Consider the following 25,011-nt stretch of genomic DNA (forward strand, 5'->3'; position numbering starts at 1 on the left):
CGCGCCCCTTAATGAAGGCTCACCGATGAAGGCTTTGGCCGAACAGATCGGCGACATCGACGGCATCAACATTTATGGCCGCGTGGTCGGCGTGCGCGGCCTGATGGTCGAGGTGGCCGGTCCCATTCACGCGATGTCGGTCGGCGCGCGGCTGGTGATCGAGACCGGCGCCAACCGCTCCATCCCCTGCGAGGTGATCGGCTTCTCCGGCAACAATGCTGTCGTGATGCCGTTCGCCGGTCTCGATGGCGTGCGCCGCGGCTGCAAGGCGGTCATCGCCAATGCCGCCAATCAAGTGCGACCGTCAGCGGCCTGGCTTGGCCGCGTCGTCAATGCGCTGGGCGAACCGATCGACGGCAAGGGGCCGTTGCCGCAAGGTTCCTCGCCGATGCCGTTCCGCAATACGCCGCCGCCCGCGCATTCGCGCAAGCGTGTCGGCGCGCCGCTCGATCTCGGCGTGCGCGCGATGAACACCTTTCTCACCTGTTGTCGCGGCCAGCGCATGGGTATCTTCGCGGGCTCCGGCGTCGGCAAGTCGGTATTGCTGTCGATGCTGGCGCGCAACGTCGATGCGGCGGTCAGCGTCATCGGGCTGATCGGCGAACGCGGCCGCGAGGTGCAGGAATTCTTGCAGGACGACCTCGGCGAGGAGGGCCTGGCGCGCTCCGTCGTGGTGGTCGCGACCTCGGACGAGCCGGCGCTGATGCGCCGTCAGGCCGCGTATCTGACGCTCGCGGTCGCCGAGTATTTTCGCGACGAGGACAAGGACGTGCTGTGCCTGATGGACTCGGTGACGCGCTTCGCCATGGCCCAGCGCGAGATCGGTTTGTCCGCTGGCGAGCCGCCGACCGCCAAGGGCTACACGCCGACCGTGTTCACGGAGCTGCCGAAGCTTTTGGAGCGCGCCGGACCGGGCCTGGGGGAGGGCGCCATCACGGCGATCTTCACGGTGCTGGTCGACGGCGACGACCATAACGAGCCGATTGCGGACGCCGTCCGCGGCATCCTCGACGGCCATATCGTGATGCAGCGCTCGATCGCCGAGCGCGGCCGCTACCCCGCCATCAACATCCTCAAATCCGTCTCCCGCACCATGCCGAAATCGGCCGATCCGCAATTCTGGCCGACCATCCAGCGGGCACGGCAGGTGATGGCGACCTATGCCGACATGGAGGAATTGATCCGGCTCGGCGCCTACCGGGCCGGCTCCAGCCCCGAGGTCGACGAGGCGATCCGCCTGCACGAGCCGCTGGAGGCCTTCCTGCGCCAGCGCAAGGACGAAAATGCATCACTCGCGGACGGCTATCGCCAGTTGGCGCAAATCCTCGGTGATTTGGAAACGGAACGCTAACTTTGTCAGTTCATCATCCGATCCCACAGAGTAGCAGAGCCGGTCTTGGCCGCAATCGGGCCTGTGGGCAGACCGGTGCCGTCCCACGTGCAGCGAGGGGACTTCTGGGGAGTACGAGTTGATGAAGTCACGTGATACCCTCATCCGCCTGAAGAAGTTTCAGGTCGACGAGAAGCGCCGCCGGGTCACCCAGATCGAGACCATGATCGCCGACTTCCAGCGGATGTCGGTCGACCTTGAGCGCGAGATCCAGACCGAGCAGGAGCGCGCCGGGATTAACGATCCCTCGCACTTCGCCTACCCGACCTACGCCAAGGCCGCGATCCAGCGCCGCGAGAATCTGACCCGCTCGGCCGACGAGCTCAAGGGCCAGCTCGACGAAGCCAAGACCGCGTTGGCCGAGGCCTTCGAGGAGCTGAAGAAGGTCGAGCTGCTGGACGAGCGCGACCAGGCCCGCGAACGGGCCGAAGAGAACGCCCGCGAGCAGGCCGACCTCGACAGCATCGGCCTGATGCGCGCCCGCATCGGCGCCGTCGCCTAACGGCGCCAGCAGCCAGATCGCCGAGAAATCTGCAAAACCCGGACCCGCAAGGTCCGGGTTTTCGTATGTGCTGTCCACAGTGTGGCGCCGCGCCGCTTGGTGGTCGGCTTTGTCGCGCGCTATGGTAGCGGGAATGAATGCTGTGCCAGCGACGGCGGTGCCCACCTCTCCCCTGGGAGAGGTCGGCGCGGAGCGCCGGGTGAGGGGTGACGGTCTCCCGTTAGTCCTGCGCCCCCTCACCCGATTTGCTGCGCAAATCGACCTCTCCCCGTCGGGGAGAGGTGAAGGGAAGCGACGGGCCGCGTTTCAGGGGGCTGAATGCTGACGCCGGCAGAGCTGGTCGGGCTGATTGAGGCGGTGGCGAAGGGCGATCAGGCCGCATTCGAGCGGCTCTACGTCGCCACGCGCGCGAAACTTTATGGCGTCGTGCTCCGTATCTTGCGCCGTCAGGATCTTTCAGAGGAGGTCATTCAAGAGACCTACGTCAAGATCTGGAACAACGCCGGCCAGTTCAATCCGGCCATGTCTTCGCCGATCACGTGGATGGCGTCGATCGCGCGCAACCGTGCGATCGACATCGTGCGCAAGAAATCGGAAGTCTCAATCGAGGAAGAGCCTCAGGCGATGGAGGTGGCGGCCGACAGTCCCGATCCGCTGGCGCGGAGGGAGATGACCGAGGAGTTGAAGCGGCTCCTGGAATGTATCGGCCGGCTCGAGCCGGACCGCCAGCGCCTCGTGCTTCTCGCCTATTACAACGGCTGGAGCCGCGAGCAATTGGCGGAGAAATTCGCCGCGCCCGTCAACACGGTGAAGACGTGGCTCCGGCGCAGCATGTTGGATATCCGCGAGTGCCTCGGACTTTAGAGGATGATGAGAGTGGCAGAAACCAGCGCGGCAACGACTGTCCACCTCTCCCCGTTGGGGAGAGGTGAAGGAAACTGATGGCCTACACGGAGGACCATATCGCGCTCGCCGCGGAATATGCACTCGGTACGCTCGACGCCGATGAGCGCGCGCAGGTCGAGACCATGATGGCGGTGGATGAGGCGTTCGCCGAAATCGTGCAGGCCTGGGCCCATCGGCTCGGCGTCCTCGACCAGATGGTCGGCTCGGTCGAACCGCGTCCGATCGTGTGGGAGAACATCAGGTCCGAGATCGCGCGCACGGCGCTTGCGCAGGAGCCGCCTGCGCTTGCCGAGCCTTCGCCGCCGCCACCTCCGCCCATACCGGAATTGCCCTCGCCGGAGACTGCGTCATCGGAATCCGCGACGGAGGGCGTGCAGTCCCCGGAGCCGCAGCAACCCGAAGCGGAGCAGCCGCAGCCGTCGCGTCCCGAGCCCGACGCCATCCCGGACATCGCGCCGCAGTTCATCCCGCAGGTCCATGCCCCGGATCTCAATGTCGTCCGTGCGCCGCAGGCGCCGGTCGTCGACGATGGCAATGTGATCCGTCTCGAGGGGCGCGTGAAGCGCTGGCGCAACATCGCATCCGCCGTTGGCGCACTTGCGGCCGCGCTGCTCGTGACGCTGTCGCTTCAGATCCTCCTGCCTGATGCGCTGCCGGGCGCCTTGCGTCCTGCGCCACGCATCCAGACGGTGGAAGTGAGGACACCGGCCGCCCCGCTCACCGTCTCTGCGCAAGATGTCGCCCTGCTGCAGGGCCAGGGTGGCGGCCCCGCCTTCATCCTCACCATCGACGGTGCGACGCGGAATTTCACGGTCCGGAAGGTCGGCGCGACCCCGGAGCCCGGCAAGAGCTTCGAGCTCTGGCTGATCTCCGACAAGCTGCCGCGGCCGCGTTCGCTCGGCGTGATCGGTGCGAGCGATTTCACCGCGCGTCCGCTGCTCGCTTCCTACGATTCCGACGTCGTCAACGGCGCGACCTATGCCGTCACGGTCGAGCAGGCCGGCGGTTCGCCCAACGGCCAGCCGACCTCGACGCCGGTGTTTTCCGGCAAGCTGATCGAGACCGTGCCGCCGACGCAGCCGCCGGCGCCAGCGAAGAAGTAGGTGTCGTAGCCCGGATGGAGCGCAGCGCAATCCGGGTCCACCGTCCCGCATTCCGCTCTGCTCCATGCGGGCTACGAGCAAAAATTGTCGCCACGGTCCACCCTCCGTCGCATCCCGACAAGTCCTGCCGAATCCGCCCCCGATTTGAACCTCCCCGCACTTGGCGGCGTCAAATCCCCGGAATTTGTAGTCGGCACGCCGATCATGGTGCCGGAGAGGGGCTAGAAATCAGATGGATGCAGCGAGAACGCCAGGCATCTTCATTCACCAATATGCGGGGCTGCCGCACGGCCCGGCGTTCGAGCATTGGCGCGAGCGGGCCTTCGGGTCCTGTGGCCTCGATATCGGCCCGAGCCAGGGCGACAGCATCGACTGCCGGCTCCAGGTCAGCGTCGTCGACAACATCGCGCTCGCCATTCCCGAAGGCGCTTCCGCACAATATTCACGCACGCAGAGCCACCTTGCCGACGGCAGCGACGATCTCGTGCTGATTGCAGCACATGCGGGCCTTGTCCGCGTCGGGCAGAACGGCCACACCGTCGAGCTCGCGCCGGCGCAGATGGTGCTCGTCGACATGAGCATCACCGGCACCGTCGGCCACACCGACGAGGAGCGCTTCACCACCATCCGCATGCCGCGCCGCGCGCTGCTCGACATCAATCCGCGCGCGGAGGAGAAGCTGTCACAGGTGCTCTCCGACGGCGCGGTCGCCGAGACCATCTTCCGCTACCATGCGCTCGCCGCCAATCAGGCGCCGCATCTCGATGCCGTCGGCCAGCGTCTGACCGCGCAACACATGGTCGATCTCGTCGGCCTCCTGCTCGGGACCGACGCCGAGCATGCCGGACTTGCGCGCGGACGCGGGCATGCCGCGGCGCGTCTCGATCTCATGCGCGCCGACGTGATGGCCGCGCTCGGCCGTAACGATCTCTGCCTGTCCGAGATCGCGACGCGCTCGGGCCTCAGCCCGCGCCAGGCGCAGCGCCTGTTCGAGCAGGCCGGCACGACCTTCACCGAATTCGTGCTGGAGCAGCGCCTGCTCCAGGCCCGCAAGCTGCTCGGCGATCCCCGCGCCAGGGCGCGCAAGATCAGCGACGTCGCGCATGCCTCGGGCTTCGCCGATCTGTCCTATTTCAATCGCGCGTTCCGCAAGCGTTTTGGCGCGACGCCGTCGGAGCTGCGCGAGGCGTAAGTCGCGATTTTGTGCAGCGGCAGCGTTGCTGCCGCAGTTGGTGGATGCGGGCTGTTGAGCTATATCTACCTGCGCGGGCAGACCGCGGGATTGCTTTGGAAAGTAGTGTAGGCGGACATGGCGCGTATCGTCGTGCTCGGCGCCGGGTTTGCAGGCCTGTGGGCGGCCATCGGTGCTGCGCGCAAGCGCGACGAGATCGGCGCGAGCGGGCGGGACATCGAGATCCGCCTCATCGACCGCAATCCCTATCACAACATCCGCGTGCGCAATTACGAGGTCGACCTCGGCGAGGTCGCGCTGCCGCTGCCGCAACTGCTCGATCCGATCGGCGTCAACCATGGTCTCGGCGAGGTTGAAGCCATCGATCATGCACATCGCGAAATCTCGCTGGTCACCAGCGGCGGCGAGGAGACGTTGCACTATGACCGCCTCGTGCTGGCGCTCGGCAGCGAGGTGATGCGTCCGGACATTCCAGGCCTTGCCGACCACGCCTTCGACGTCGACACCTATTCCGCGGCGCTTCGCCTCGAGGATCATCTCGTCTCGCTCGGACGCAGCGCCCCGTCGCCGGGGCGTTCGACGGTGGTGGTGGTCGGCGCCGGTTTCACCGGCATCGAGGTCGCGGCCGAGATGCCCGCCAGGCTGGCGCGTGCGGGCATCAGTGGCAGCCGCCGCATCATCCTGGTCGATCCCAATCCAGCGGTCGGCGCCACCATTGGCGCGCACGCGCGCTCCGTCATCGAGACGGCATTGTCGTCGCTCGACGTCGAGACACGCCTCGGCGTGCGTGTGGTCTCCGTGGAGGCCGGCGGCATGCGCCTGAGCTCGGGCGAGTTCATTGCGACACAGACGGTGATCTGGTGCGCAGGGATGCGTGCAAGCCCCCTGGCGGCGAGCTTTCCGGACGCGCGCGATCGCCTCGGGCGCATTCTGGTCGATCCCTTCATGCGGGTTGCGGATGTCGGCGGCGTGTTCGCGGCCGGCGACGTTGCCTCGAGCGTGATCGACGGGCTGCATCCGACCGTGATGTCCTGTCAGTTCGCGCGGCCCATGGGCCGCTTCGCCGGCCACAACGTGGTTGCCGATCTCGCCGGCCTGCCGATGCTGCCGCTGCGGATCGACTGGTACGTGACCGTGCTCGATCTCGGCGGCTGGGGCGCGCTCTATACCGAAGGCTGGGACCGCGAGGTGCGCGCCACCGGCGCGGCGGCGAAAGTGACCAAAGAGACGATCAACCGCAGGCGAATCTATCCGCCGCTGACGGGTAGCAAGGAGGAGCTGTTTGCGGCCGCTGCGCCGATGGTGCAGGCGCCGCCGCCGGCCTATGGGGCGCCGCGTCGTTGAGCTGCTCGTGCGCCCTTCAGCCAGTCGAAACGAAACGTAGGCGACGGACTCGCATGGTCGAAATCGCCACGACCACGGAAGAGACCCGCTTTGCAACAGCCTCGCGTAGATGAGCGCAAGCGTTCAGAACCGGGGCATCATCGGACATGTTGGAGCTTGTAGTCGGCAGCGCCTGGGGCGAACAGCTCCAGCGCGGCGGCTGCCGGCCTTCGTCCGCTCCGGGGCCCTTAGCCGACCTTGCCGCTAGCTGCCGAGAGGTCGGCAATTGGACCGATTTTGTTGCAAAAGTCGGCTGTAACCGACGGATATCTTTCGGCCATTCGGTAAGGCCGACCGGCTTTGAGCCCCCGGCCCTAACGCTCTCAACGCAACTCCTACGCTACGCAATGCACAGAGCATGAGCGGGTGGTGGTCGCGCAACGAGCGACGCGAGGCGCCTCAGATTTTGAGCGATGGCAGCCAGAACAAACTCGTCCTGGGCGCCCCGTGGGCCACGAAGCCGAAGCCGACCAAGCCTCAGGATGCGCTTCAAGTGCGCAAACCGCATCTCGATCTTCTTGCGCTGACGTCGCGACGTCTCGAAGCTCTCGGTGCCAGCGAACGACCGGGCGACGTCCCGGGCGTGCTCATGTATGTCGCGCGGGATCTTGCGCGATGGTTCTTTTGGACAGCACTGCGGTTTAAGCGGGCATGCGTCGCAGTCGAGCTTGCTCGCACGATACAGAAGCGTTTTGCCCTCGTGCACGGTGCCGCTCGTCCCGAGCCGCTTTCCGCCCGGGCAGTGGTAGACGTCGCTGGTCGGATCATATCGAAAGTCGCTGCGCGAGAAGGTACCGTCATCTCGCTTCGATTTGTCGAACACGGGGATATGTGGCGCGATGCCCTTCTCCTCGACCAGCCAGTTCAGCATCGGAGCAGCCCCGTAAGCGGTATCCCCGACAAGCCGTTCCGGCTTGAGACCAAAGCGCTCCTCTGTTCGTTCGATCATTGTCCTCGCCGCTCCGACCTCGGCCTGGCGAATGGAGCGGGACGCCTCAACATCAACGATGACGCCGAACTTCACGTCGATGAGATAATTGTCGGAGTAAGCGAAGAATGCTGGTCCCTTGTGGGCTCCGGTCCACTGGGCCGCGGGATCGGACAGCGAGATGAACTTCGGGACAACGTCACTGGCCGCACCCCACGCCGTATCGTCGAGGGTTGCCAGATACTCCTTCACCGCGCGGCTTGACCTCGCCGGATCGCGATCCCTGCGCCAATCCTGACCCGCGATCGAGCGCTGCTTGTTGGCATCTGCCTGGATCAGGCTCGCGTCTACCGCAAAACCTTCGCCACCAACCAGACCGGCCACAATGCACGCCTCGACGATATGTTCGAATACGCGACGAACGACATCTCCCTCGCGGAAGCGCTCATTGCGGGCCCGCGAGAAGGCCGAATGATCCGGGATAGCATCCTCGATACCAAGCTTGCAAAACCACCGATAGGCGAGGTTCACCTGCACTTCACGGCAGAGCAGCCGCTCCGAGCGGATCGCGAAGACATATCCCACGATCAGCATCCGGATCATCAGCTCCGGATCGATCGACGGGCGACCCATGGACGAATAATGAGGAGCTAGCTCGCTGCGAAGCCAAGACAGATCGAGCGCAGTGTCGATCTTCCGCACCAGATGATCTTCGGGAACCGCGTCGCTGAGATGAAACTCGTAGAACAGTTGACCTTGGTCACTCTTCAGACGGCCCATCATGGATCGACCTCGTCGCGATTCGCGTCAACACAACGGAATCACGCTTGCCGGCTCGTCTCAACCGACTTTTGCAACAAAATCGGACCCATTGCCGACATCATCCGTGTCCGACATATTGGCCGCATGCCCACGGATGAGAGATATCTTGAGAGAATTGCTGGTCTTGCACCTCAATTGAAAGAGGTGCTCGCTAAGCTAAAGGCCGAATGGTCGCCTGAAGTGGTGCCTGTAACCCTCGTGGGTACCGCATTGGCGGAGGCTCTTGTCGAGCATTTCAATCGACTACCAAACAGCACAATACACTCCGTCTTTGAACTCTGCGAACAAGCGCTCGAAAATGGCTCTGCTCAAGAACGTGCCGCTTTATCAACCGGCTTTCTCGAATCACTACAGCATGCAGATAGCACAAAGGCATTCGATTTTAGGTCGGTCATAGGCTTTCTGGGGCCGAAGTCCAGAGAGCATTGCTCAGCGATGGATAGGTTTTGGAGAGCCACCACGACCGGCTTGTAGAGGTCCGCTTTTGGCTGATTTTGTCGAAAAAGGCAGCTGTTGCGACGCAGAGATATCAGTGATTTGAGTCTGTCTAATTGGCAGGACTGAAGATCATGATGGGGCATCGGCAAGTCGAACAGGTCGCGTTGTTCTATGAGTTCTCGCTCGAAAGACATGTCCCGACTGATCACTTGCTGCGGTTGATTGACAGGTTTGTCGATCTTGAACAGGTCCGGCGGGACCTGGCGCCTTTCTACAGCAGCATCGGTCGGCCTTCGATCGATCCCGAGCTGATGATCCGGATGCTCCTGATCGGTTACTGCTTCGGCATCCGATCGGAGCGGCGCTTGTGCGATGAGGTTCACCTCAATTTGGCCTACCGGTGGTTTTGCCGGCTCGGTCTGGATGGAGCGGTGCCGGATCATTCGACATTCTCCAAGAACAGGCATGGCCGCTTCCGGCAGAGCGACCTCTTCCGCCGTGTGTTCGAGAGCGTCTTGAGCCGCTGCATCGAGGAGCGACTGGTCGGGGGTGAAGGATTTGCCGTCGACGCGAGCCTAATCAAGGCCGATGCCAATCGGCAGAAGGGGATCGAAGGCGACAAGGGACTTCCGCCGGAGGCTGCCGGCCGAGCAATCGATGAGTATCTGGCTGTCCTTGATGATGCCGCTTTCGGAGCCGCGACCGAGGTTACCCCGAAGTTCGTATCACCTTCCGATCCGGCGGCGCGCTGGACGGGGGCGCACGGCGGCCAAGCATTTTTCGCCTATTCGACGAACTATCTGGTCGACATCGAGAACGCGATCATCGTCGATGTTGAGGCAACGACGGCAATCCGGCAGGCGGAGGTATTGGCCGCTAAGCGCATGATTGAGCGCTCGCTGGAGCGGTTTGATCTCTATCCGAGCCGGCTGCTCGGTGACAGCGGCTATGGCTCGGCCGAGATGCTCGCCTGGCTGGTCTATGAGCACGGGATCGAGCCGCACGTTACAGTCTTCGACAAGTCGGCCCGCACAGACGGGATCTTCTCGCGCGACGACTTCACCTATGACCATGCTGGGGACATCTATCGTTGCCCTAGTGGCAAAGTTCTTACCACGACCGGAACGTTGGTGAATGATGGTGCCACCATGCTTTACCTCGCCAGCAAGCGCGATTGTGATCGATGCGCACTGAAAGCTCGGTGTTGCCCCAAGCAGGCTTCACGGAGAGTGCCGCGCTCGATCTACGAGGGCGCTCGCGACATGGCCCGCCAGATCGCTAGATCGTGGGAGGGAGGCACCTCGCGCCGGCTCCGCAAGAAAATCGAGATGTTGTTCGCGCACCTCAAGCGCATTCTCAAGCTCGATCGTTTGCGTTTACGAGGTCCAAACGGCGCGCGCGACGAGTTCATCCTCGCAGCCACCGCCCAGAACCTTCGAAAGATGGCCAAGCTGATCCCGATGCCTACCCCGAGGCTCGCATAGGGTCGGTAAAGCAGTTCGGCCACGTCGCGACGACCTATTACAACGAAATACTGCCGGCCTTTTTCGACAGAATCGGCTCGTAGCTGACCTTGCGGTGCGGTTCGCCGACGTCAGCTTTGATTCCAATTCCAGAAATTTGACACAGAGGCTACTGATCGCTTCCAATTCGGCAGGTTGCGTCCATCTACAAGCCCTTGCGTTACCTGATCGGCAAAACACCCCAGGCCTAGGGCAATCCGCGACGCCAAAAATATTCCACTTTACCGAAATTCGGAAATCGCATATGTATCGCGCAACCCGGCCCAAGGAAGAGGGGCGTATCGCGATCGTCACGGACGTGGGCTGGGCGGCGGTGGACGTGGGTCACATCGGCGCGAAGGGTTTTGCAGGGCGGGTAACCGTGAGCAATGGCCTCGCGCATACGACCGGTGTGATCGGCGTACGGCCAAATCGTGTCGTCCTGGCGCCCGGGGTCTGTGCGCCAAGTCTTGCGGTGATGTGGCGGCCCAACCGGGCACGTGCATCAGCCATCTGCAAGGCGACGGGGGCAATAGTGCATCGCTCCCCGGGGAGAGCACGACATACGCCGTTCCAACCACTGCGCAGGGAAGGCCGGGATGTCCTGGCTACACCTGTATGCCGCTGTGCAGATTTTCTCACTGCAATTTCGCACAGTGGACCGCGGGTGCCAGCGGGCTCCCGGTCTTCCCTGCGCCCTCTTTCATTTGGGGGTGAAGAGATAAAGCAAAGCTCGGGCGAAATGCGCCGCGAGGCTGCGAAGGTGTGTCTGCAATGAAGATGCGAATTGAGACAACGAAGCGTTCGCCTCACACTCCGTCATTGCGAGGAAACCGCGACAAATTTGCGTAGCAATTTTGCGCTGATGCGACGAAGCAATCCAGACTACCTCGCCGGAGACAGTCTGGATTGCTTCGCTGCGCTCGCAATGACGGGTACCCCAGACGTGAGAAAGCGCCCGTGGGGGGCGGGCGCTTTCTGTAGTCGACTTGGGGTTGGGGTCGTCTACATATCCACGTGGCGACTTTGGGGGGCTGGTAAAGAGCCGCGTGAATTCACAAAACTCGTCAGATCTCCTTAGCGAACGAGGGACGCGTTCGAACTGGTGATAACGACCGGCTTGTCGGCCTTGATGACGCGGGCGGTCTGGGTCAGACCTTCATCCGAACCCGTGCGTGCCGTGATGCCGAGGCCCGCCACCGCGATCCCTGCGACGAGGGCGACGACCACAATCTTCAAATGGGTCGCGCGATCAGCGCTGTAGATCGAGTGGTTCATGGAAGCCTCCTGCCGCCATCTACCCGAAGTAGTCGCCAGCCCTTTCAGGCCGGTTCATGCTTCCGGTGCCCAACAACCTAATATTGGGAGGAATTCGTTCCCAAGAGGCGATCACAAGGGCGTGAAAGGACGTGAAACGTCGCGATCAAAAACGACCCTGTGTCGTTCGATTATATAATTATTTCAAAGATGTAATGTGCCTGCGGGTTGCCTTTTCGATGCTTGGTCCACAAGGCGCCAGGAACTCAAAAACCATTTGCCTGTGGCCGAAAAACACACGGCTTCTTAAGGCAAATCAGATGCTTCCGACCGTTTTCAACCTCGCCCTAGGGTGGATTTCGGCCTGCGACAGCACGGTGGTCTGGGCTCGGAACCGTTCCACCAGGGAACGCACGAACGGACGAATTGCGGCAGAGGTCACCAGCACCGGCGCCTCGCCTTCGCGGGCGGCACGCTCGAAGGCCTCGCGCACGGCGGTCATGAACTCCGACAGTTTCGAGGGTTGCATCGCGAGGCTGCGCTCCTCGCCCTGGCCGATGATGGATTCGGCAAAGGCCTGTTCCCAGCGCGCCGACAGCGCGATCAGCGGCAGATAGCCGTTGTAGGAGGTGTTCTGCGCGCAGATCTGCCGGGCGAGGCGGGCACGGACGTGCTCAACCATGGTCGCGGGATTGCGCGAGAAGGCGAGCGAGTCGGCGATGCCTTCGAGGATGGTCGAGAGGTCGCGGATCGAGATGCGCTCGGCGAGCAGGAGCTGCAGCACGCGCTGGATGCCGGAGACCGTGACTTGACCGGGGACGATATCCTTGACCAGTTCGCTCTGCTCCTTCGGCAACTCCTTGAGCAGCTTCTGCACCTCGCCATAGGAGAGCAGGTCCGACATGTTGGCCTTGAGCAGCTCGGTGAGATGGGTCGAGAGCACGGTCGCGGCGTCGACGACGGTGTAGCCCTTGAGCGAGGCCTCCTCCTTGAGGCTGGCATCGACCCAGGTGGCGGGCAGGCCGAAGGTCGGCTCGGTGGTGTGGATGCCAGGCACCTGCACCTGGCTGCCGCCGGGGTCCATGACCATGAACTGGTTCGGCCAGATCTTGCCGGTGCCGGCGTCGACCTCCTTGATCTTGATGATATAGGTGTTGGCCTCGAGCTGGACGTTGTCGAGGATGCGCACCGCCGGCATCACGAAGCCCATCTCGATCGCGAGCGAACGGCGCAGCGCCTTGATCTGCTCGGTGAGGCGGTCGGTGCCATCGGGGCCGTTGACCAGCGGCAGCAGAGCATAGCCGAGCTCGATCTTGAGGTCGTCGATCTTGAGCGCCGCCGAGATCGGCTCTTCGGCCGCAGCCGCGCCCGGCGCACCCGGCATGCCCGGAGCAGGCGCGGCCTTGGCGGCTTCCTCGGCCTTGACGGCGGTCTTCTTGTGGTTGCGGGCGTGCCAGGCCAGCGCGCCGGCGCCGGCGCCGAGCGCCAGGAAGGGGATGGTCGGAATGCCGGGCAGGGCCGCCAGCACCAGCATTACCGCGGAGGACATGGCCAGGGCCTGCGGATAGCCGGAGAACTGCTTCATCAGCGCCTTGTCGGCGGCGCCGGAGACGCCGGCCTTGGAGACGAGCAGGCCGGCCGCGGTCGAGACGATCAGCGCCGGCACCTGGGTAACGAGGCCGTCACCGACGGTCAGCAGCGTGTAGCTGCGGCCGGCGTCGGCAAAGGACATGCCCTGCTGCGCCACGCCGATGATCATGCCGCCGACGACGTTGATGAAGACGATCAGCAGGCCGGCGATGGCATCGCCGCGGACGAATTTGGAGGCACCGTCCATGGCGCCAAAGAAGCCGCTCTCGTCCTCCAGCTCCTTGCGCCGCTCCTTGGCGACCTTCTCGTCGATCAGACCGGCGGAGAGATCGGCATCGATCGCCATCTGCTTGCCGGGCATGGCGTCGAGGTGGAAGCGGGCGGCAACTTCAGCGATACGGCCCGAACCCTTGGTGATGACGACGAAGTTGACGATGATCAGGATGGCGAAGACGATGATACCGATGACGAAATTGCCGCCCATCACGAAGCTGCCGAAGGCCTCGATGACGTGACCGGCGGCAGCCGTGCCCTCATGGCCGTGCGACAGGATCAGCCGGGTCGAGGCCATGTTGAGCGACAGGCGCAGCATGGTCGAGATCAGGAGGATGGTTGGGAAGGCGGAGAATTCCAGCGGTGCCTGAATGAACAGCGACGTCATCAGGATCAGGATCGAGAGCGTGATCGAGATCGCCAGGAACAGATCCAGCACGATCGCGGGCAGGGGAAGGATCAGCACCACCAGGATGGTGAGGATGCCGAGCGCCAGCGCGATGTCGCCGCGCTTGAGGATCGTGACGATCTCGTTGAGGGAGGGAATCGAGGGCCTTGCTGCGCCTACGCCCTGTCCTGCGGTGACGTCGACCATGGTAGCTGCCTCCCCGCGCGACTGCCGTCCGCGCGCCCCAAACGTCTGCGCGGCGGCCGAAGGGCCGCCGCTCCGAAAGTGAGGCACCGCACTGGCGTCCACGGGGGATCTCCCGTTCTACCCGGCTGACGACACTCGACTTCACCCGGCAATTTTTGCCCGGTGTATGGTTAGCAAAGGGTTAACGAAGGGGCGGGCAGGAGTGCGGGGCGGGTGTTTAGCCCGTCATTCCGGGGCGCGCGCAGCGCGAACCCGGAATCCATCGTGCGGCAAGTGACGTGGAGACATGGATTCTCTGATGCGCAATTGCGCATCATAGTTCGCGCCAAGAGGGCGCGCCCCGGAATGACCACAACGGAATGCCGAGGGCCCTTACTTCGCCTTCTCCATCTTCGTCACCGTGTACCCCGAAGCGGCCTCCTCGGCCTCGAAGGTCACCTTGTCGCCGACCTTCACCTGCTTCAGCATCGCGGTGTCCTTGACGCGGTAGACCATGGTCATGGGTTCTTCCATGCCGAGGCTCTTCGCAGGTCCGTGCTTGAGCGTGATCTTGCCGGCGCCCTCGTCGATCTTCTTGACCTCGCCGCTGATCGGGGCCGCCCCGGCTGCCAGAGCTCCAGTGGCAACGCCTAACGTCAGCGCCAGCGCTGCAGTGATACGGATGATGCGGTTCATGCGGGTCTCCATTGCTTACTTCACGGTGACGTGGCCGACCATGCCGTAGTCGCGGTGGTCGGGAATGAGGCACGAAAATTCGAACGTGCCGGCCTTGCTGAACTTCCAGAGAATCTCAGCTGTCTTGTTCGGGGCAAGCCGTACTCCGTTCGGATCGTCATGCTCCATGTGCGGATGTTTCTTCATCACCTCGGCATGCGCGAGATTCTCCTTGGGTGTGGCGAGCAGAAACTCGTGATCCTCCTTGCCGACATTGCGCAGCACGAAGCGGATCTGCTCCCCGCGCTTCACGTTGATGTTCGACGGCTCGTACGACATCTCGCTCAGCGCGATCTCGATGGTGCGCGCCGGCTTTTTGGGGTCGCCAGGCTCGCCCGCTGAAAAGGATGTATGGCCGTGATTTTCGTGCGCACCGGCGGACGAGATCGAGAGCGTTGCCAGCGCGAGGACGAATGTGACGGTCTTCTTCATTGTGGTCTCCAGTTGGTGGTTCATCGAAACGCTCACATCTTCATGTTCTTCATCGGCGAGGTGCCCGGTTTTTGCCGTGCCGGCTCTGTGGCCGGCGCCGTGATCTCGTAGGCGACGGTGCCTTTCGGGAATTGGTAGGGACCGGGATCGCGATAGTCGTCGCGGGCGAGGTCCTCGCGGATTTTCATCACGGTGAACATGCCGCCCATCTCGATCGGCCCGAACTGGCCGGTGCCGGTCATCATCGGCAGCGTGTTGTCGGGCGCGGGCATCTCCATGTTGCCCATCGCCATGCCGGTCGAGCCCATCGCCATGCTGTCGGGCGCGAGCTTGCCGACGGCCTTGGCGAGGTCCTTGCGCGACACCCCGATCAGATTGCGCACCTCGTGCCCCATCGCATTCATGGTGTGGTGCGACTTGTGGCAGTGGAACGCCCAGTCACCGGGATTGTCGGCGAGCACGTCTAACACGCGCACCGCGCCGACCGGCACGTCGGTCGTTGTCTCCGGATATTGCGCGCTCTCCGGAATCCAGCCGCCGTCGGTGCAGGTCACCGCAAAGCTGTGGCCGTGCAGATGGATCGGATGGTTGGTCATGCTGAGATTGCCGATGCGCACGCGCACCTTGTCGCCGAGCCGCACCGGCAGCGGATCGATGCCGGGAAACACCCGCGCGTTCCAGGTCCACATATTGAAGTCGGTCATCTCATTGACCAGGGGGAGATAGGTGCCGGGATCGACGCGATAGGTGCTCATCACGAAGACGAAGTCGCGGTCGACGGGCCGGAAGTTTTGATCGCGCGGATGCACGACGACCATGCCCATCATGCCCATCGCCATCTGCACCATCTCGTCGGAATGCGGGTGATACATGAAGGTCCCGCTCTTCTTCATCTCGAATTCGTAGACGAAGGTCTTTCCGGGCTGGATGTGCGGTTGCGTCAGCCCGCCGACGCCGTCCATGCCGCTCGGAATGATCATGCCGTGCCAGTGCACCGTGGTGTATTCGGGCAGTCTGTTCGTGACGAAGATGCGGACCTTGTCGCCCTCCACCGCCTCGATCGTCGGGCCCGGCGACTGGCCGTTATAGCCCCACAGATTCACCTTCATGCCTTCGGCGAACTCCCGCACCACGGGCTCGGCGACGAGATGGAATTCCTTCCAGTCGCCGTTCATGCGAAACGGCAGCGACCAGCCGTTCAGCGTGACCACGGGGCGGTAGTCCGGACCGCTGCTCGGATGCAGCGGCGGCTGCATCACCACCTTGTCCATATGCGCAGCCTCCGGAATCGACGCGGCCTGGACGCGGCCGCTGATCGCTGAGGCGCTGGCAAGCGCGGCGGTGCCTAAAAATCCTCGGCGGGAAAACATGTCGGCCTCCATGTCAGTGACCGCCATCGGCGGGCGCTGCCGCGGCGATGGTGGTTGGATTGTCGCTGCCGGCCGCAGGCGAGCCGCCGCCATTGACGACGGTCTGCAGGTCGGATTGAGCGAGGAAGAACCTTTGCTTTGCATCGATGGCGCCGCGCAGCGACGCCAGGCGCTGCCTTGCCTCGGTGAGCAGCGCAAAAATGTCGACCTGCATGCTGGAGAAGCGCAGCTGCATCTCCTCTGTGATGATTTTTCGCAAGGGGATGATCTCGCGCTGGTAATGGCTGGCGATGTCGTAGCTGGAGCGATAGCTGCGATAAGCGTCGCGTGCCTCCGAACGGACGTTGACGGCGCGCTCGGTCAGGCGGTTGAAGGCGAAATTGTAGGTCTCCGCCGCCTGGCGCACGCGCACCTCGCCGCCGTCGAAGATCGGGATCTGGAACTGAACGTCGAAGCCGCGTTCGCGGAACGGCGCACCTTCCGGATCCTGGGTGCGGCGGGAGATGCCGGCGAGATCGAGCAGGGTGACGAAGCGCGTCGCCTCGGTGAGGTGCAGCGATTTCGCCAGCGCCGTCAGCTCCAGCCGCGCGATCTGCAGGTCAATGCGATGGGCGACCGCGTCGGTTTCGATCGAAGGCAACGTGTGCGGCCGGCGCGGCAGCGGCGGCAACGCGTTCGGCAGGCGGAAGTCGAGGCCGCCGTCCCACAGCCCCATCAGGCGCGCGAGCCTTTCGCGTGCGCTCCCTGCCGTCTGCCGTGCGGTGGCGAGGTCGGCGGTGGTCTCGGCGTAAAACACCTGCTCGCGCGCCTGGTCGAGCTTGTTGAGCGAGCCCGTCTCGCCGAGCTTGACCGCGAGCTGTGCGGTCGATTCCGCCGTCGCCTTCGCGTCCGTCAGCAACACCACCATCTCGTTGCCGGCAACGACGCGCCAATAAGCGCGGCGGACGTCGGCGGCGAGCCGCAATGTCGCCAGCGCCGCGCGCAATTGGGCCTGGCGGAAGCGGTCGCGGGCGATGTCGGAGCGAAACGGCAGGGTGGCGAGCGCGAGGATGTCACCCACCACCTGGCGCTCGATCTCGCTGGCGCCATTGCCTGAGATCCGCGAGATCGAGAACACAGGATTGGGCGGCAGGCTCTGTTCGACCAGATCGCTCTCGGCCAGCGCCAGCTCGTTATAGGCCGCTTGCAGCCCCTTGTTGTTGAGCAGCGCGATCTGCACGGCAGTGTCTGCGGTCAATGTCCGCGACAGCAGCTGGCGCATGCGCCCGTCAACTGCGCCCTCTCCCTCGCTTGTTCGCACGAAGGCGACGTCCTTGTTGATGCTCTGGCTCGTCAGCTCCGAGACCGTCGTCATCCCGCTGTCGGGCGAGAACGCGGCACAGCCGGACAGACTGAGCGCAGCGAGAACGAGCAGGCTTCGCGCGAAATGATGTGCCATGGCGCGCTCCTACCGGTCTTGCTTCGGCTGCGGCGCGACATTCTCGTTGCGCTCGCGCCATGGTGCCGGCGTCGCCGGCCGCAGGCTGCTGTAGGGCGCGATCGTCGAACGATAGATGGTCGGCGCCACCTTAGCCGCGGGATCGGCAGGATCCGCGGCGGCGATGTGTGTCGTTGCCGGCATGCAGCCGGCCAACGCCAGCGCAATCACGGCCAGCAGCGGCCAATTAAATAGAAAGTGTCGTCCACGCGCCGCGGATGCGGCGGCGGACTTCGCCCCGGAAAGCGTCAACATCGATTCATCCCTGATCTGTCCGTAGAGACCACAGGTTCGCGCGCGCAGACGCGCGCTCGGCCTGACGTCGTCGCGTCAAATCAGGCGATGGGAGGGCGGTAGTGCAGGGGCGGCGTCGCGCTGTGCAGGCTGGCCACGATCTCGGGCGCGCAGGCGGAGATGGGCTGAAGCGGCTTGGCGACGCTGGGCAGATCGGTCGGCAGCGCACTCACGCACATCATCCCGCAGCACGGTCCGGTCGTGCCCTTGCCGCCATGATGATGCGGAGCGGGCGCGTCCTGCGCAGCGGTCTGGTGATGCGCATGCGCTCCCGCGTGGTCATGCGAGGGAGCGCCATGCTGATGGCTTGCCTGCATCTGGTGGTGCGCCGGCGCGAGATCGGCGAGCGGGGCCTCGTCCGCAAGACACGGTGCCGGACCGCCGCCCCAGGCGAGCGCTGCTGCGGGCGCGAGCACGCAGAACAGATAGGCGAGGGCAACGAGGCGCCCCACTCTGATCCGCATCGATCGTGTCAATTGCAATAGCATTCCGCCGACATGTTCCCCGCGCGGCAATGTTGCACACGCTGATTGCAAACTAGTGGCAAAACCCGCGTTCGCCAAGCTCCTTCTTACCGCAGTGCACCGCGCATGCCCAATATCGCGCCACAATGCTTGACCATGTGGCAATCAGCGAACATGGTCCGTTCCGTGCACGCGCCAAATCATCCAGGACAAACCCCGGCTTCATTCACCCCTGATTCGCGTCAGGCCTGGATGCGGCTGGTCATTGCGCTCCTGATCGGCTCGATCGGCGCCGTCGGCATGTGGGCGGTCGTGGTCGTGATTCCCGTGGTGCAGACCGAATTCGGTGCCACACGCGGCGCGGTGTCGCTAGCCTTCACGCTGATGATGTTCGGTTTTGGGCTGGGCGGCGTGATCGCCGGCAAGATCACCGACCGGTTCGGCATCGTGCTGGCGATGGCGATCAGCATCGCCTTTCTCGGCATCGCCAACGTGCTCGCGGGGCTATCGACGCAGCTCTGGCAGTTCGTGGCGGCGTATTTCCTGATCGGGCTCGGCACCTCCGCGACTTTCGCGCCGCTGATGGCGGAAGCCTCGCATTGGTTCGAGCGCTATCGCGGACTTGCGGTGACCATCGTTGCCAGCGGCAATTATGTCGCCGGCACGATGTGGCCGCCGATCGTGAGCTGGGGCACGCAGACCGCCGGCTGGCGCTACACCCATATCGGCATCGGCCTCGTCTGCGCGAGCACGATGGCACTTCTGGTCCTCGTCCTGCGCGCGCAGATGGGCGACGACCATATCCGCGACCATGCCAATGCACCGCCGCCGCGGGTCGATCTCAAGCTGTCGACCAACACGCTGACGGTGCTGCTCTCGATCGCCAGCATTTCCTGCTGCGTCGCCATGGCGATGCCGCAGGTGCATATCGTCGCCTATTGCGGCGATCTCGGTTATGGCGTGGCGCGCGGTGCAGAGATGCTGTCCTTGATGATGGGCTGCGGCATCGTCAGCCGGATCGGATCGGGCTATCTCGCCGACAAGATCGGCGGCATCCGCACGCTGCTGGTGGGATCGCTGGCGCAGGGCTTTGCGCTGGTGTTCTATTTGTTCTTCGACAGCCTCACCTCGCTCTATCTGATCTCGGCGATGTTCGGCCTGTTCCAGGGCGGCATCGTGCCGAGCTACGCCATCATCGTGCGCGAGGCGATGCCGGCGAGCGAAGCCGCAACGCGCGTCGGCATCGTGATCTTTGCGTCCGTATTCGGCATGTCTTTCGGCGGCTGGGTGTCCGGCGTCATCTTCGACGCCACCGGCTCCTATGCCGCAGCGTTCGCCAACGGCGTGGGATGGAACGCGCTGAACATCGGCATCGTCGTGTTGCTTCTGATCCGCTCGCGGATGAACGCAACGAAGACCGGCCCGGGCTTTGCGACTTAGGCTTCCCGTCCAGCTTTCAGCAGCGAGCCTCCGGTTATCTTTTGATCGCCCTCCATTATCGCTTGCGCTTCGCGATGGGCTTCGCAGGTTTGGCGACGGCGCTGCGCGGCTTGGCTTTCGTGACGGGCTGCACCCGCAGCCCGTCCACGAACACGTCGAGCAGGCGCAGCACCGAGGCCTGCCACCCCGGCTGATCGTGCATGTAGCACATCCCGAAAAATGCCCGCAGCAGGTCCTCGGGGCTGACATCGCCGCGCATCTGGCCGGCCGCGACGGCGCGATCGAGCAGGGAGCCGATCGCCTTGGTCAGCCGGTCCATCGAGAAGGCCGCGAGCTCCGACGAGCTCTGGAACGTCAGCGCCAGTGCAGCCGACATGCCTTTCTTGGTGGCCACGAATTCGACGTTGGAGCGCAGCCATCGCCGCAGCGCATCCACCGGGTCCTTGGCATTCTTCAGCTGCTCGGCAAGCTCGCTGAGCTGCTCGACCTCGCGCCGGTAAACCGCCTCGAACAAATCCTCGCGCGTCGGGAAATGCCGGTAGAGCGTGCCGATGCCGACGCCGGCGCGTTTCGCCACGGCCTCGAGGCTGGCCTCGGGGCCGCCGGCGCTGAACACGGTTTTGGCGGCTTCGAGCACGCGCTCGCGATTGCGCACGGCATCGGCGCGGGGCTTTCGGGTCTGGTCGGTGTGCTCGTCCATGTCGGCAATGTAGATCACGAATTGGTTAGATTGAACCCTTGTTGAACCCTTGGCCGGCTGCATCGCGTTGGTGGCGCACGGGGTTTTGACGAATTCCAAATATTTTCCTGTGGCTCTTGTTAAGCGGAGGGTGCCTCCGTATCTTCGCTCAAGTGTTGGCCCGGATCATGTTCGGGCGGCGCCACGTTGACGGCGGCCACGGCGGTGGCGCGCTGCACGACTAGTCATGTCCATATCTGATCGGAGCCTTGTATGAACCACTCCATCAGCCTCACCGTGAACGGTGCGCGGCGCGAATTCGTCCTCGACGATCCGCGCGTCACGCTGCTCGATCTCCTGCGTGAGCGCCTTCATCTGACCGGAACCAAGAAAGGATGCGACCGCGGCCAGTGCGGTGCCTGCACCATTCTCGCCGACGGCAAGCGCATCAATTCCTGTCTCGCACTCGCCATCAGCCATGACGGCGCCGACATCCTCACCATCGAAGGCGTTGCGCGCGGCGACCAGCTTCATCCCGTGCAGGCCGCCTTCATCGCCCATGACGGCTTTCAGTGCGGCTTCTGCACGCCCGGCCAGATCATGAGCGCCATCGGCATGATGAGCGAGGCGCAGGCCGGCAACGATCCCGAGCGCATCCGCGAATGCATGAGCGGCAATCTGTGCCGCTGCGGCGCCTATGCCGGCATCGTCGATGCCGTGCTCGACGCGCAAGGACGCATGGACGAATCCAATCAGAGGCGTTCCGCATGAAACCGTTCGATTATGTCAGGCCCGCCACGGTCGCCGAGGCTGTCGCCGCCGCGGCCCAGCCGGGCGCCGTCTATCTCGCCGCTGGTACCAATCTGCTCGATCTGATGAAGGGCGGCGTCAGCCGTCCGGATCGTCTCGTCGACGTCACGCATCTCGATGGACTCGACGGGATCGAGCGCCTCGCTGACGGGTCGTTGCGCATCGGCGCGCTCGTCAGCAACGCCGATCTCGCACATGATGTCGAATTCGCCAGATCGTATCCCGCGGTCGCCGAAGCGTTGCTCTCGGGTGCATCCGCGCAACTGCGCAACGCCGCGACGGTCGGCGGCAATCTGTTGCAACGGACGCGCTGCGCCTATTTCTACGACACCGCCAGCCGTTGCAACAAGCGCGAGGCCGGCAGCGGTTGCGATGCGCGTGAGGGCGAGAATCGCAGCCATGCCGTGCTCGGCTGGAGCGAGAACTGCATCGCCACGCATCCGTCCGATTTCTGCGTGCCGCTGGTCGCACTCGACGCCGTTGTCGAGATCGAGGGCAGGAACGGCGGGCGCGAGATCGCGCTCGACGAGCTGCACCGCCTGCCCGGCAATACCCCGGAGCGCGAGTCGGCGCTCGAGCCCGGCGACCTCATCACTGCGGTGCGCCTGCCGCCTGCGGCGCGCGGCTTTGCCGCGCATGCGCGCTACCTCAAGGTTCGAGAGCGTACGTCTTATGCCTTTGCCGTCGTATCGGCTGCGGCCGCATTGCGGATCGAGAGCGGCAAGATCGCGGAGGCGCGGCTCGCGCTTGGCGGTGTCGCGGCAAGGCCCTGGCGTGCCCGCGCCGCGGAGGATGTTCTCAGGAACGTCGCGCCCACGGCCGACGCCTTCCGGGAAGCCGCCAGCCGCGCGCTCACCGATGCAAAGCCGTCCGGCGACAATGCTTACAAGATCGAGCTCGCGCGCCGCATTCTCGTGCGCGCGTTGACGCTGGCCGCAGCCGGTACGCCGGCGCGCCTGCCGGCGCTGCCGGCCTCTCCCTTTGCCTCGACCTCCGGAGCCGTCCATGCCTGAGCTCAACCTGACCAGCGCGCCCGCCCATCTGCGCCACGGCTCGAACATCGGCCAGCCGCTGACCCGCCGTGACGGCATCCTCAAGGTCAAGGGGCAGGCGATCTATGCCGCCGACAATCATCCGCCCGGCATGCTGTTTGCGGTGATGGCCGTCGCCAGCATTTCGCGCGGCCGTGTGGGCTCGCTCGATGTCGATGCCGCCAAGCGCCATCCCGGCGTCGTCGACGTCATGACGCCCGACCACAAGCCGCAGCTCGCGATCGACCCCGAGATCAAGACCAATCCGTTCGTGTTCCGGATGGAGGTGTTGCAGAGCAATGAGGTCCGCTACGCCAATCAGCCGATCGCCGTCGTGATCGCCGAGACGCTGGAGGCCGCAACGGAAGGCGCGGCGCTGCTGGCGCCGCGTTACGAGACGCTGCCGGCGCTGATCGGTCTCGACGCCGGCGAAAGCTTCGTGCCGCCGGTCGTCGGCGTCGGCAACCCCGCGGCGCATCACCACGGCGATGTCGAGGCGGGCCTTGCCTCGGCCGAGAAGCAGATCGACGCGGTCTACGAGACGCCGCCGCAATATCACAACGCGATGGAGCCGCATGCGATCGTCGCCAGCTGGAACGGCGACAAACTGTCGGTCGACATGCCGACCCAGGGTTTGACAATGTCGCTGGCGCGTATCGCCGAATTGTTCGGCATCGCGCACGACAAGATCCACATTCGCAGCCCGTTCCTCGGCGGCGGCTTCGGCTCCAAGGGATTGATGGCCGGCCCGCCGACGCTCGGCATCATGGCGGCCAAGCTGGTCGGCAGGCCGGTCAAGCTCGTGCTGCGTCGTGAGCAGATGTACGGCCCGGTCGGCCATCGCGCGCCGACGCGCCAGCGGCTGCGCATCGGCGCCGACGGCGAGGGGCGTCTGACCGCGCTCGATCATCACGCCAGGACCGTATCGAGCACGTTCGATGATTTCTACGAGCCCGCGGCCGGCGCCTCGCACTCGCTCTATGCAGCCCCTGCAATCCGCACCTCGCATGACGCCGTGCGCGTCAACACCGGCACGCCGTTGTTCATGCGCGCGCCCGGCGAGGCGACCGGATCGATCGCGCTCGAAAGTGCGATCGACGAGATGGCCTGGGCCTGCGGCATGGATCCGCTGGCCTTTCGCCTGAAGAACTACGCCGAGGTCGAGCCGATCAGTGGCAAGCCCTTCTCCTCGAAAGCGCTGCGCGCCTGCTACGAGCAGGGCGCGGCGCGCTTCGGCTGGCCGAAGCGCTCGCTCCAGCCGCGGCAGATGCGCGACGATGCCGGCCTGCTGGTCGGCTGGGGCATGGGCACCGCAACCTTCCCGGCGCTGATGTTCCAGGCCGAGGCGCGCGCGGCGATCCGCCGCGACGGCTCGGGCGTGATGGAGATCGGCGCGCATGACATGGGGCAGGGCGCCTGGACGGCGCTCGCGCAGATCGCCGCCGACGCCGTTGGTCTCGATATGGACCGCATCACGTTCAAGGCCGGCACGTCCGACCTGCCCGACGCGGGCATCGCCGGCGGCTCGGCGCACACGGCAACCGCCGGTGCGGCGATCCACAGCGCCGGCGCGGCCGTGATTGCAAAGCTCGCCGATCTCGCAACCAACGACGAGCGCTCGCCGCTGTTCGGCGCCGGCAATGCCGGCGTGATCGCGCGCGACGGCCGATTGATCCGGCGTGACGACGAGAGCCGCGGCGAGAGCTATGCCGAGATCTTGGCACGCGCTGGCGTCTCCGAGGTCGAGGCGCGCGGCACCGGCGCGCCGAACCCTGCGGCGATGGAGGAATACGCGATGCACGCCCACGGCGCGGTGTTCGCGGAGGTGAAGGTCGATCCCGAACTCGGTCAGGTCCGGGTCACCCGCATGGTCGGCGCCTTCGCGGCGGGACGCATCGTCAATCCGCGGATGGTGCAGAGCCAGCTGTTCGGCGGCATGATCTGGGGTCTGTCCTTCGCGCTGCACGAGGAGGCCATCACCGACCGCCGCAGCGGCCGGATCATGAACGCCAATCTCGGCGAGTACCATATTCCCGTGAATGCCGACGTGCCGCCGCTCGACGTGATCACGGTCGAGGAGCATGACCCCCACGTCAATGCGCTCGGCATCAAGGGCGTCGGCGAGATCGGCATCACCGGCAGCGCTGGCGCGGTCGCCAACGCGGTCTGGCATGCGACCGGCGTGCGTGTCCGCCGCTTTCCGATCCGGATCGAGGAGTTGCTGACGCAGCTCTAGCTGCCGTCCCGGAACAAAGCGGCCCCGGAGTGCCTAGGAGTCCGGGGCCATAACCTCAGCACCTTTTGCGCGAGGCTGCTCGGCTACGTGATGACAGTTAGCCTAGGTTCAGCCAGCGGACATTGAGGTGGCTCAAGCGCGCTGAGAATTCGAGCGGGATCAAATTCCTTGAGTTAGCGCAAG

General features: G+C 64.5%; 22 protein-coding genes. 12 read left to right on the top strand and 10 right to left on the bottom strand.

Annotation, left to right across the window (positions count from 1 at the left end):
• Nucleotides 1–25: 25 nt before the first annotated feature.
• The 6 genes from fliI to ACSKB8_RS41305 all read left to right on the top strand — a co-directional run bounded on the left by fliI (nucleotide 26) and on the right by ACSKB8_RS41305 (nucleotide 6,437).
• Nucleotides 26–1,351, top strand: a complete 1,326-nt coding sequence (fliI, locus tag ACSKB8_RS41280; RefSeq protein WP_091883920.1) for a flagellar protein export ATPase FliI — start codon at nucleotides 26–28, stop codon at nucleotides 1,349–1,351.
• A 121-nt stretch (nucleotides 1,352–1,472) separates the two neighbouring features.
• Nucleotides 1,473–1,892, top strand: a complete 420-nt coding sequence (fliJ, locus tag ACSKB8_RS41285; protein WP_370988027.1) for a flagellar export protein FliJ — start codon at nucleotides 1,473–1,475, stop codon at nucleotides 1,890–1,892.
• Nucleotides 1,893–2,210: 318 nt separating this feature from the next.
• Nucleotides 2,211–2,756 (top strand): sigma-70 family RNA polymerase sigma factor, encoded by a 546-nt coding sequence (locus ACSKB8_RS41290; RefSeq protein WP_370988028.1) that lies wholly within the window; start codon nucleotides 2,211–2,213, stop codon nucleotides 2,754–2,756.
• A 77-nt stretch (nucleotides 2,757–2,833) separates the two neighbouring features.
• Complete coding sequence (locus tag ACSKB8_RS41295) at nucleotides 2,834–3,901, top strand: anti-sigma factor domain-containing protein (protein WP_438111022.1); 1,068 nt, start codon at nucleotides 2,834–2,836, stop codon at nucleotides 3,899–3,901.
• 232 nt (nucleotides 3,902–4,133) lie between these two features.
• Entirely contained in the window at nucleotides 4,134–5,093 is a 960-nt protein-coding gene (locus tag ACSKB8_RS41300; protein WP_438111023.1) for an AraC family transcriptional regulator, read from the top strand.
• 117 nt (nucleotides 5,094–5,210) lie between these two features.
• Nucleotides 5,211–6,437, top strand: a complete 1,227-nt coding sequence (locus ACSKB8_RS41305; protein ID WP_438111025.1) for an NAD(P)/FAD-dependent oxidoreductase — start codon at nucleotides 5,211–5,213, stop codon at nucleotides 6,435–6,437.
• A gap of 379 nt (nucleotides 6,438–6,816) precedes the next feature.
• Here the strand turns inward: ACSKB8_RS41305 and ACSKB8_RS41310 are convergent, their stop codons facing one another.
• A complete protein-coding gene (locus tag ACSKB8_RS41310) occupies nucleotides 6,817–8,187 on the bottom strand; it encodes a transposase (protein ID WP_438111027.1) in 1,371 nt (456 codons plus the stop codon).
• Nucleotides 8,188–8,310: 123 nt separating this feature from the next.
• Between ACSKB8_RS41310 and ACSKB8_RS41315 the strand changes: the two genes are divergently transcribed.
• Complete coding sequence (locus ACSKB8_RS41315) at nucleotides 8,311–8,700, top strand: DUF7674 family protein (protein ID WP_438111029.1); 390 nt, start codon at nucleotides 8,311–8,313, stop codon at nucleotides 8,698–8,700.
• Nucleotides 8,701–8,795: 95 nt separating this feature from the next.
• Nucleotides 8,796–10,148, top strand: coding sequence for a transposase (locus ACSKB8_RS41320; protein ID WP_438111506.1), 1,353 nt, complete (start codon nucleotides 8,796–8,798; stop codon nucleotides 10,146–10,148).
• A 1,095-nt stretch (nucleotides 10,149–11,243) separates the two neighbouring features.
• Here the strand turns inward: ACSKB8_RS41320 and ACSKB8_RS41325 are convergent.
• The 8 genes from ACSKB8_RS41325 to ACSKB8_RS41360 all read right to left on the bottom strand — a co-directional run bounded on the left by ACSKB8_RS41325 (nucleotide 11,244) and on the right by ACSKB8_RS41360 (nucleotide 18,632).
• Nucleotides 11,244–11,444 carry a hypothetical protein gene (locus tag ACSKB8_RS41325; RefSeq protein WP_128935890.1) on the bottom strand — a complete coding sequence of 67 codons (201 nt, stop codon included), beginning with the start codon at nucleotides 11,442–11,444 and terminating at the stop codon, nucleotides 11,244–11,246.
• Nucleotides 11,445–11,739: 295 nt separating this feature from the next.
• Nucleotides 11,740–13,881, bottom strand: coding sequence for a flagellar biosynthesis protein FlhA (gene flhA / locus ACSKB8_RS41330; protein ID WP_176945463.1), 2,142 nt, complete (start codon nucleotides 13,879–13,881; stop codon nucleotides 11,740–11,742).
• A 372-nt stretch (nucleotides 13,882–14,253) separates the two neighbouring features.
• On the bottom strand, nucleotides 14,254–14,556 hold the full coding sequence (locus ACSKB8_RS41335) for a copper-binding protein (RefSeq protein WP_438111032.1): 303 nt from the start codon (nucleotides 14,554–14,556) through the stop codon (nucleotides 14,254–14,256).
• A gap of 15 nt (nucleotides 14,557–14,571) precedes the next feature.
• Nucleotides 14,572–15,027, bottom strand: coding sequence for a cupredoxin domain-containing protein (locus ACSKB8_RS41340; protein ID WP_438111034.1), 456 nt, complete (start codon nucleotides 15,025–15,027; stop codon nucleotides 14,572–14,574).
• Between the two features lie 32 nt (nucleotides 15,028–15,059).
• A complete protein-coding gene (locus ACSKB8_RS41345; RefSeq protein WP_438111036.1) occupies nucleotides 15,060–16,397 on the bottom strand; it encodes a copper oxidase in 1,338 nt (445 codons plus the stop codon).
• A 13-nt stretch (nucleotides 16,398–16,410) separates the two neighbouring features.
• Complete coding sequence (locus ACSKB8_RS41350; RefSeq protein ID WP_438111038.1) at nucleotides 16,411–17,835, bottom strand: TolC family protein; 1,425 nt, start codon at nucleotides 17,833–17,835, stop codon at nucleotides 16,411–16,413.
• 9 nt (nucleotides 17,836–17,844) lie between these two features.
• On the bottom strand, nucleotides 17,845–18,129 hold the full coding sequence (locus tag ACSKB8_RS41355; protein WP_438111039.1) for a hypothetical protein: 285 nt from the start codon (nucleotides 18,127–18,129) through the stop codon (nucleotides 17,845–17,847).
• Nucleotides 18,130–18,209: 80 nt separating this feature from the next.
• Complete coding sequence (locus ACSKB8_RS41360; RefSeq protein ID WP_438111041.1) at nucleotides 18,210–18,632, bottom strand: hypothetical protein; 423 nt, start codon at nucleotides 18,630–18,632, stop codon at nucleotides 18,210–18,212.
• 174 nt (nucleotides 18,633–18,806) lie between these two features.
• Between ACSKB8_RS41360 and ACSKB8_RS41365 the strand changes: the two genes are divergently transcribed.
• Complete coding sequence (locus ACSKB8_RS41365) at nucleotides 18,807–20,072, top strand: MFS transporter (protein WP_438111043.1); 1,266 nt, start codon at nucleotides 18,807–18,809, stop codon at nucleotides 20,070–20,072.
• Between the two features lie 55 nt (nucleotides 20,073–20,127).
• On the opposite strand, the gene ACSKB8_RS41370 is transcribed toward ACSKB8_RS41365, so the two are convergent.
• A complete protein-coding gene (locus ACSKB8_RS41370; protein ID WP_438111777.1) occupies nucleotides 20,128–20,772 on the bottom strand; it encodes a TetR/AcrR family transcriptional regulator in 645 nt (214 codons plus the stop codon).
• 252 nt (nucleotides 20,773–21,024) lie between these two features.
• Here ACSKB8_RS41370 and ACSKB8_RS41375 point away from each other — a divergent pair, with 252 nt between their 5' ends.
• The 3 genes from ACSKB8_RS41375 to ACSKB8_RS41385 are packed head-to-tail and all read left to right on the top strand — an operon-like array spanning nucleotide 21,025 to nucleotide 24,828.
• Nucleotides 21,025–21,522: a (2Fe-2S)-binding protein gene (locus ACSKB8_RS41375; RefSeq protein WP_438111045.1), complete on the top strand. Its 498-nt coding sequence runs from the start codon at nucleotides 21,025–21,027 to the stop codon at nucleotides 21,520–21,522.
• A complete protein-coding gene (locus ACSKB8_RS41380; protein ID WP_438111047.1) occupies nucleotides 21,519–22,574 on the top strand; it encodes an FAD binding domain-containing protein in 1,056 nt (351 codons plus the stop codon). The genes ACSKB8_RS41375 and ACSKB8_RS41380 overlap by 4 nt, the downstream gene beginning before the upstream one ends.
• Complete coding sequence (locus ACSKB8_RS41385; RefSeq protein WP_438111049.1) at nucleotides 22,567–24,828, top strand: xanthine dehydrogenase family protein molybdopterin-binding subunit; 2,262 nt, start codon at nucleotides 22,567–22,569, stop codon at nucleotides 24,826–24,828. Before ACSKB8_RS41380 ends, ACSKB8_RS41385 begins: the two co-directional genes overlap by 8 nt.
• Nucleotides 24,829–25,011: the final 183 nt, after the last annotated feature.

Source organism: Bradyrhizobium sp. BR 1432, assembly GCF_051547705.1.
Lineage (GTDB): Bacteria > Pseudomonadota > Alphaproteobacteria > Rhizobiales > Xanthobacteraceae > Bradyrhizobium > Bradyrhizobium zhanjiangense.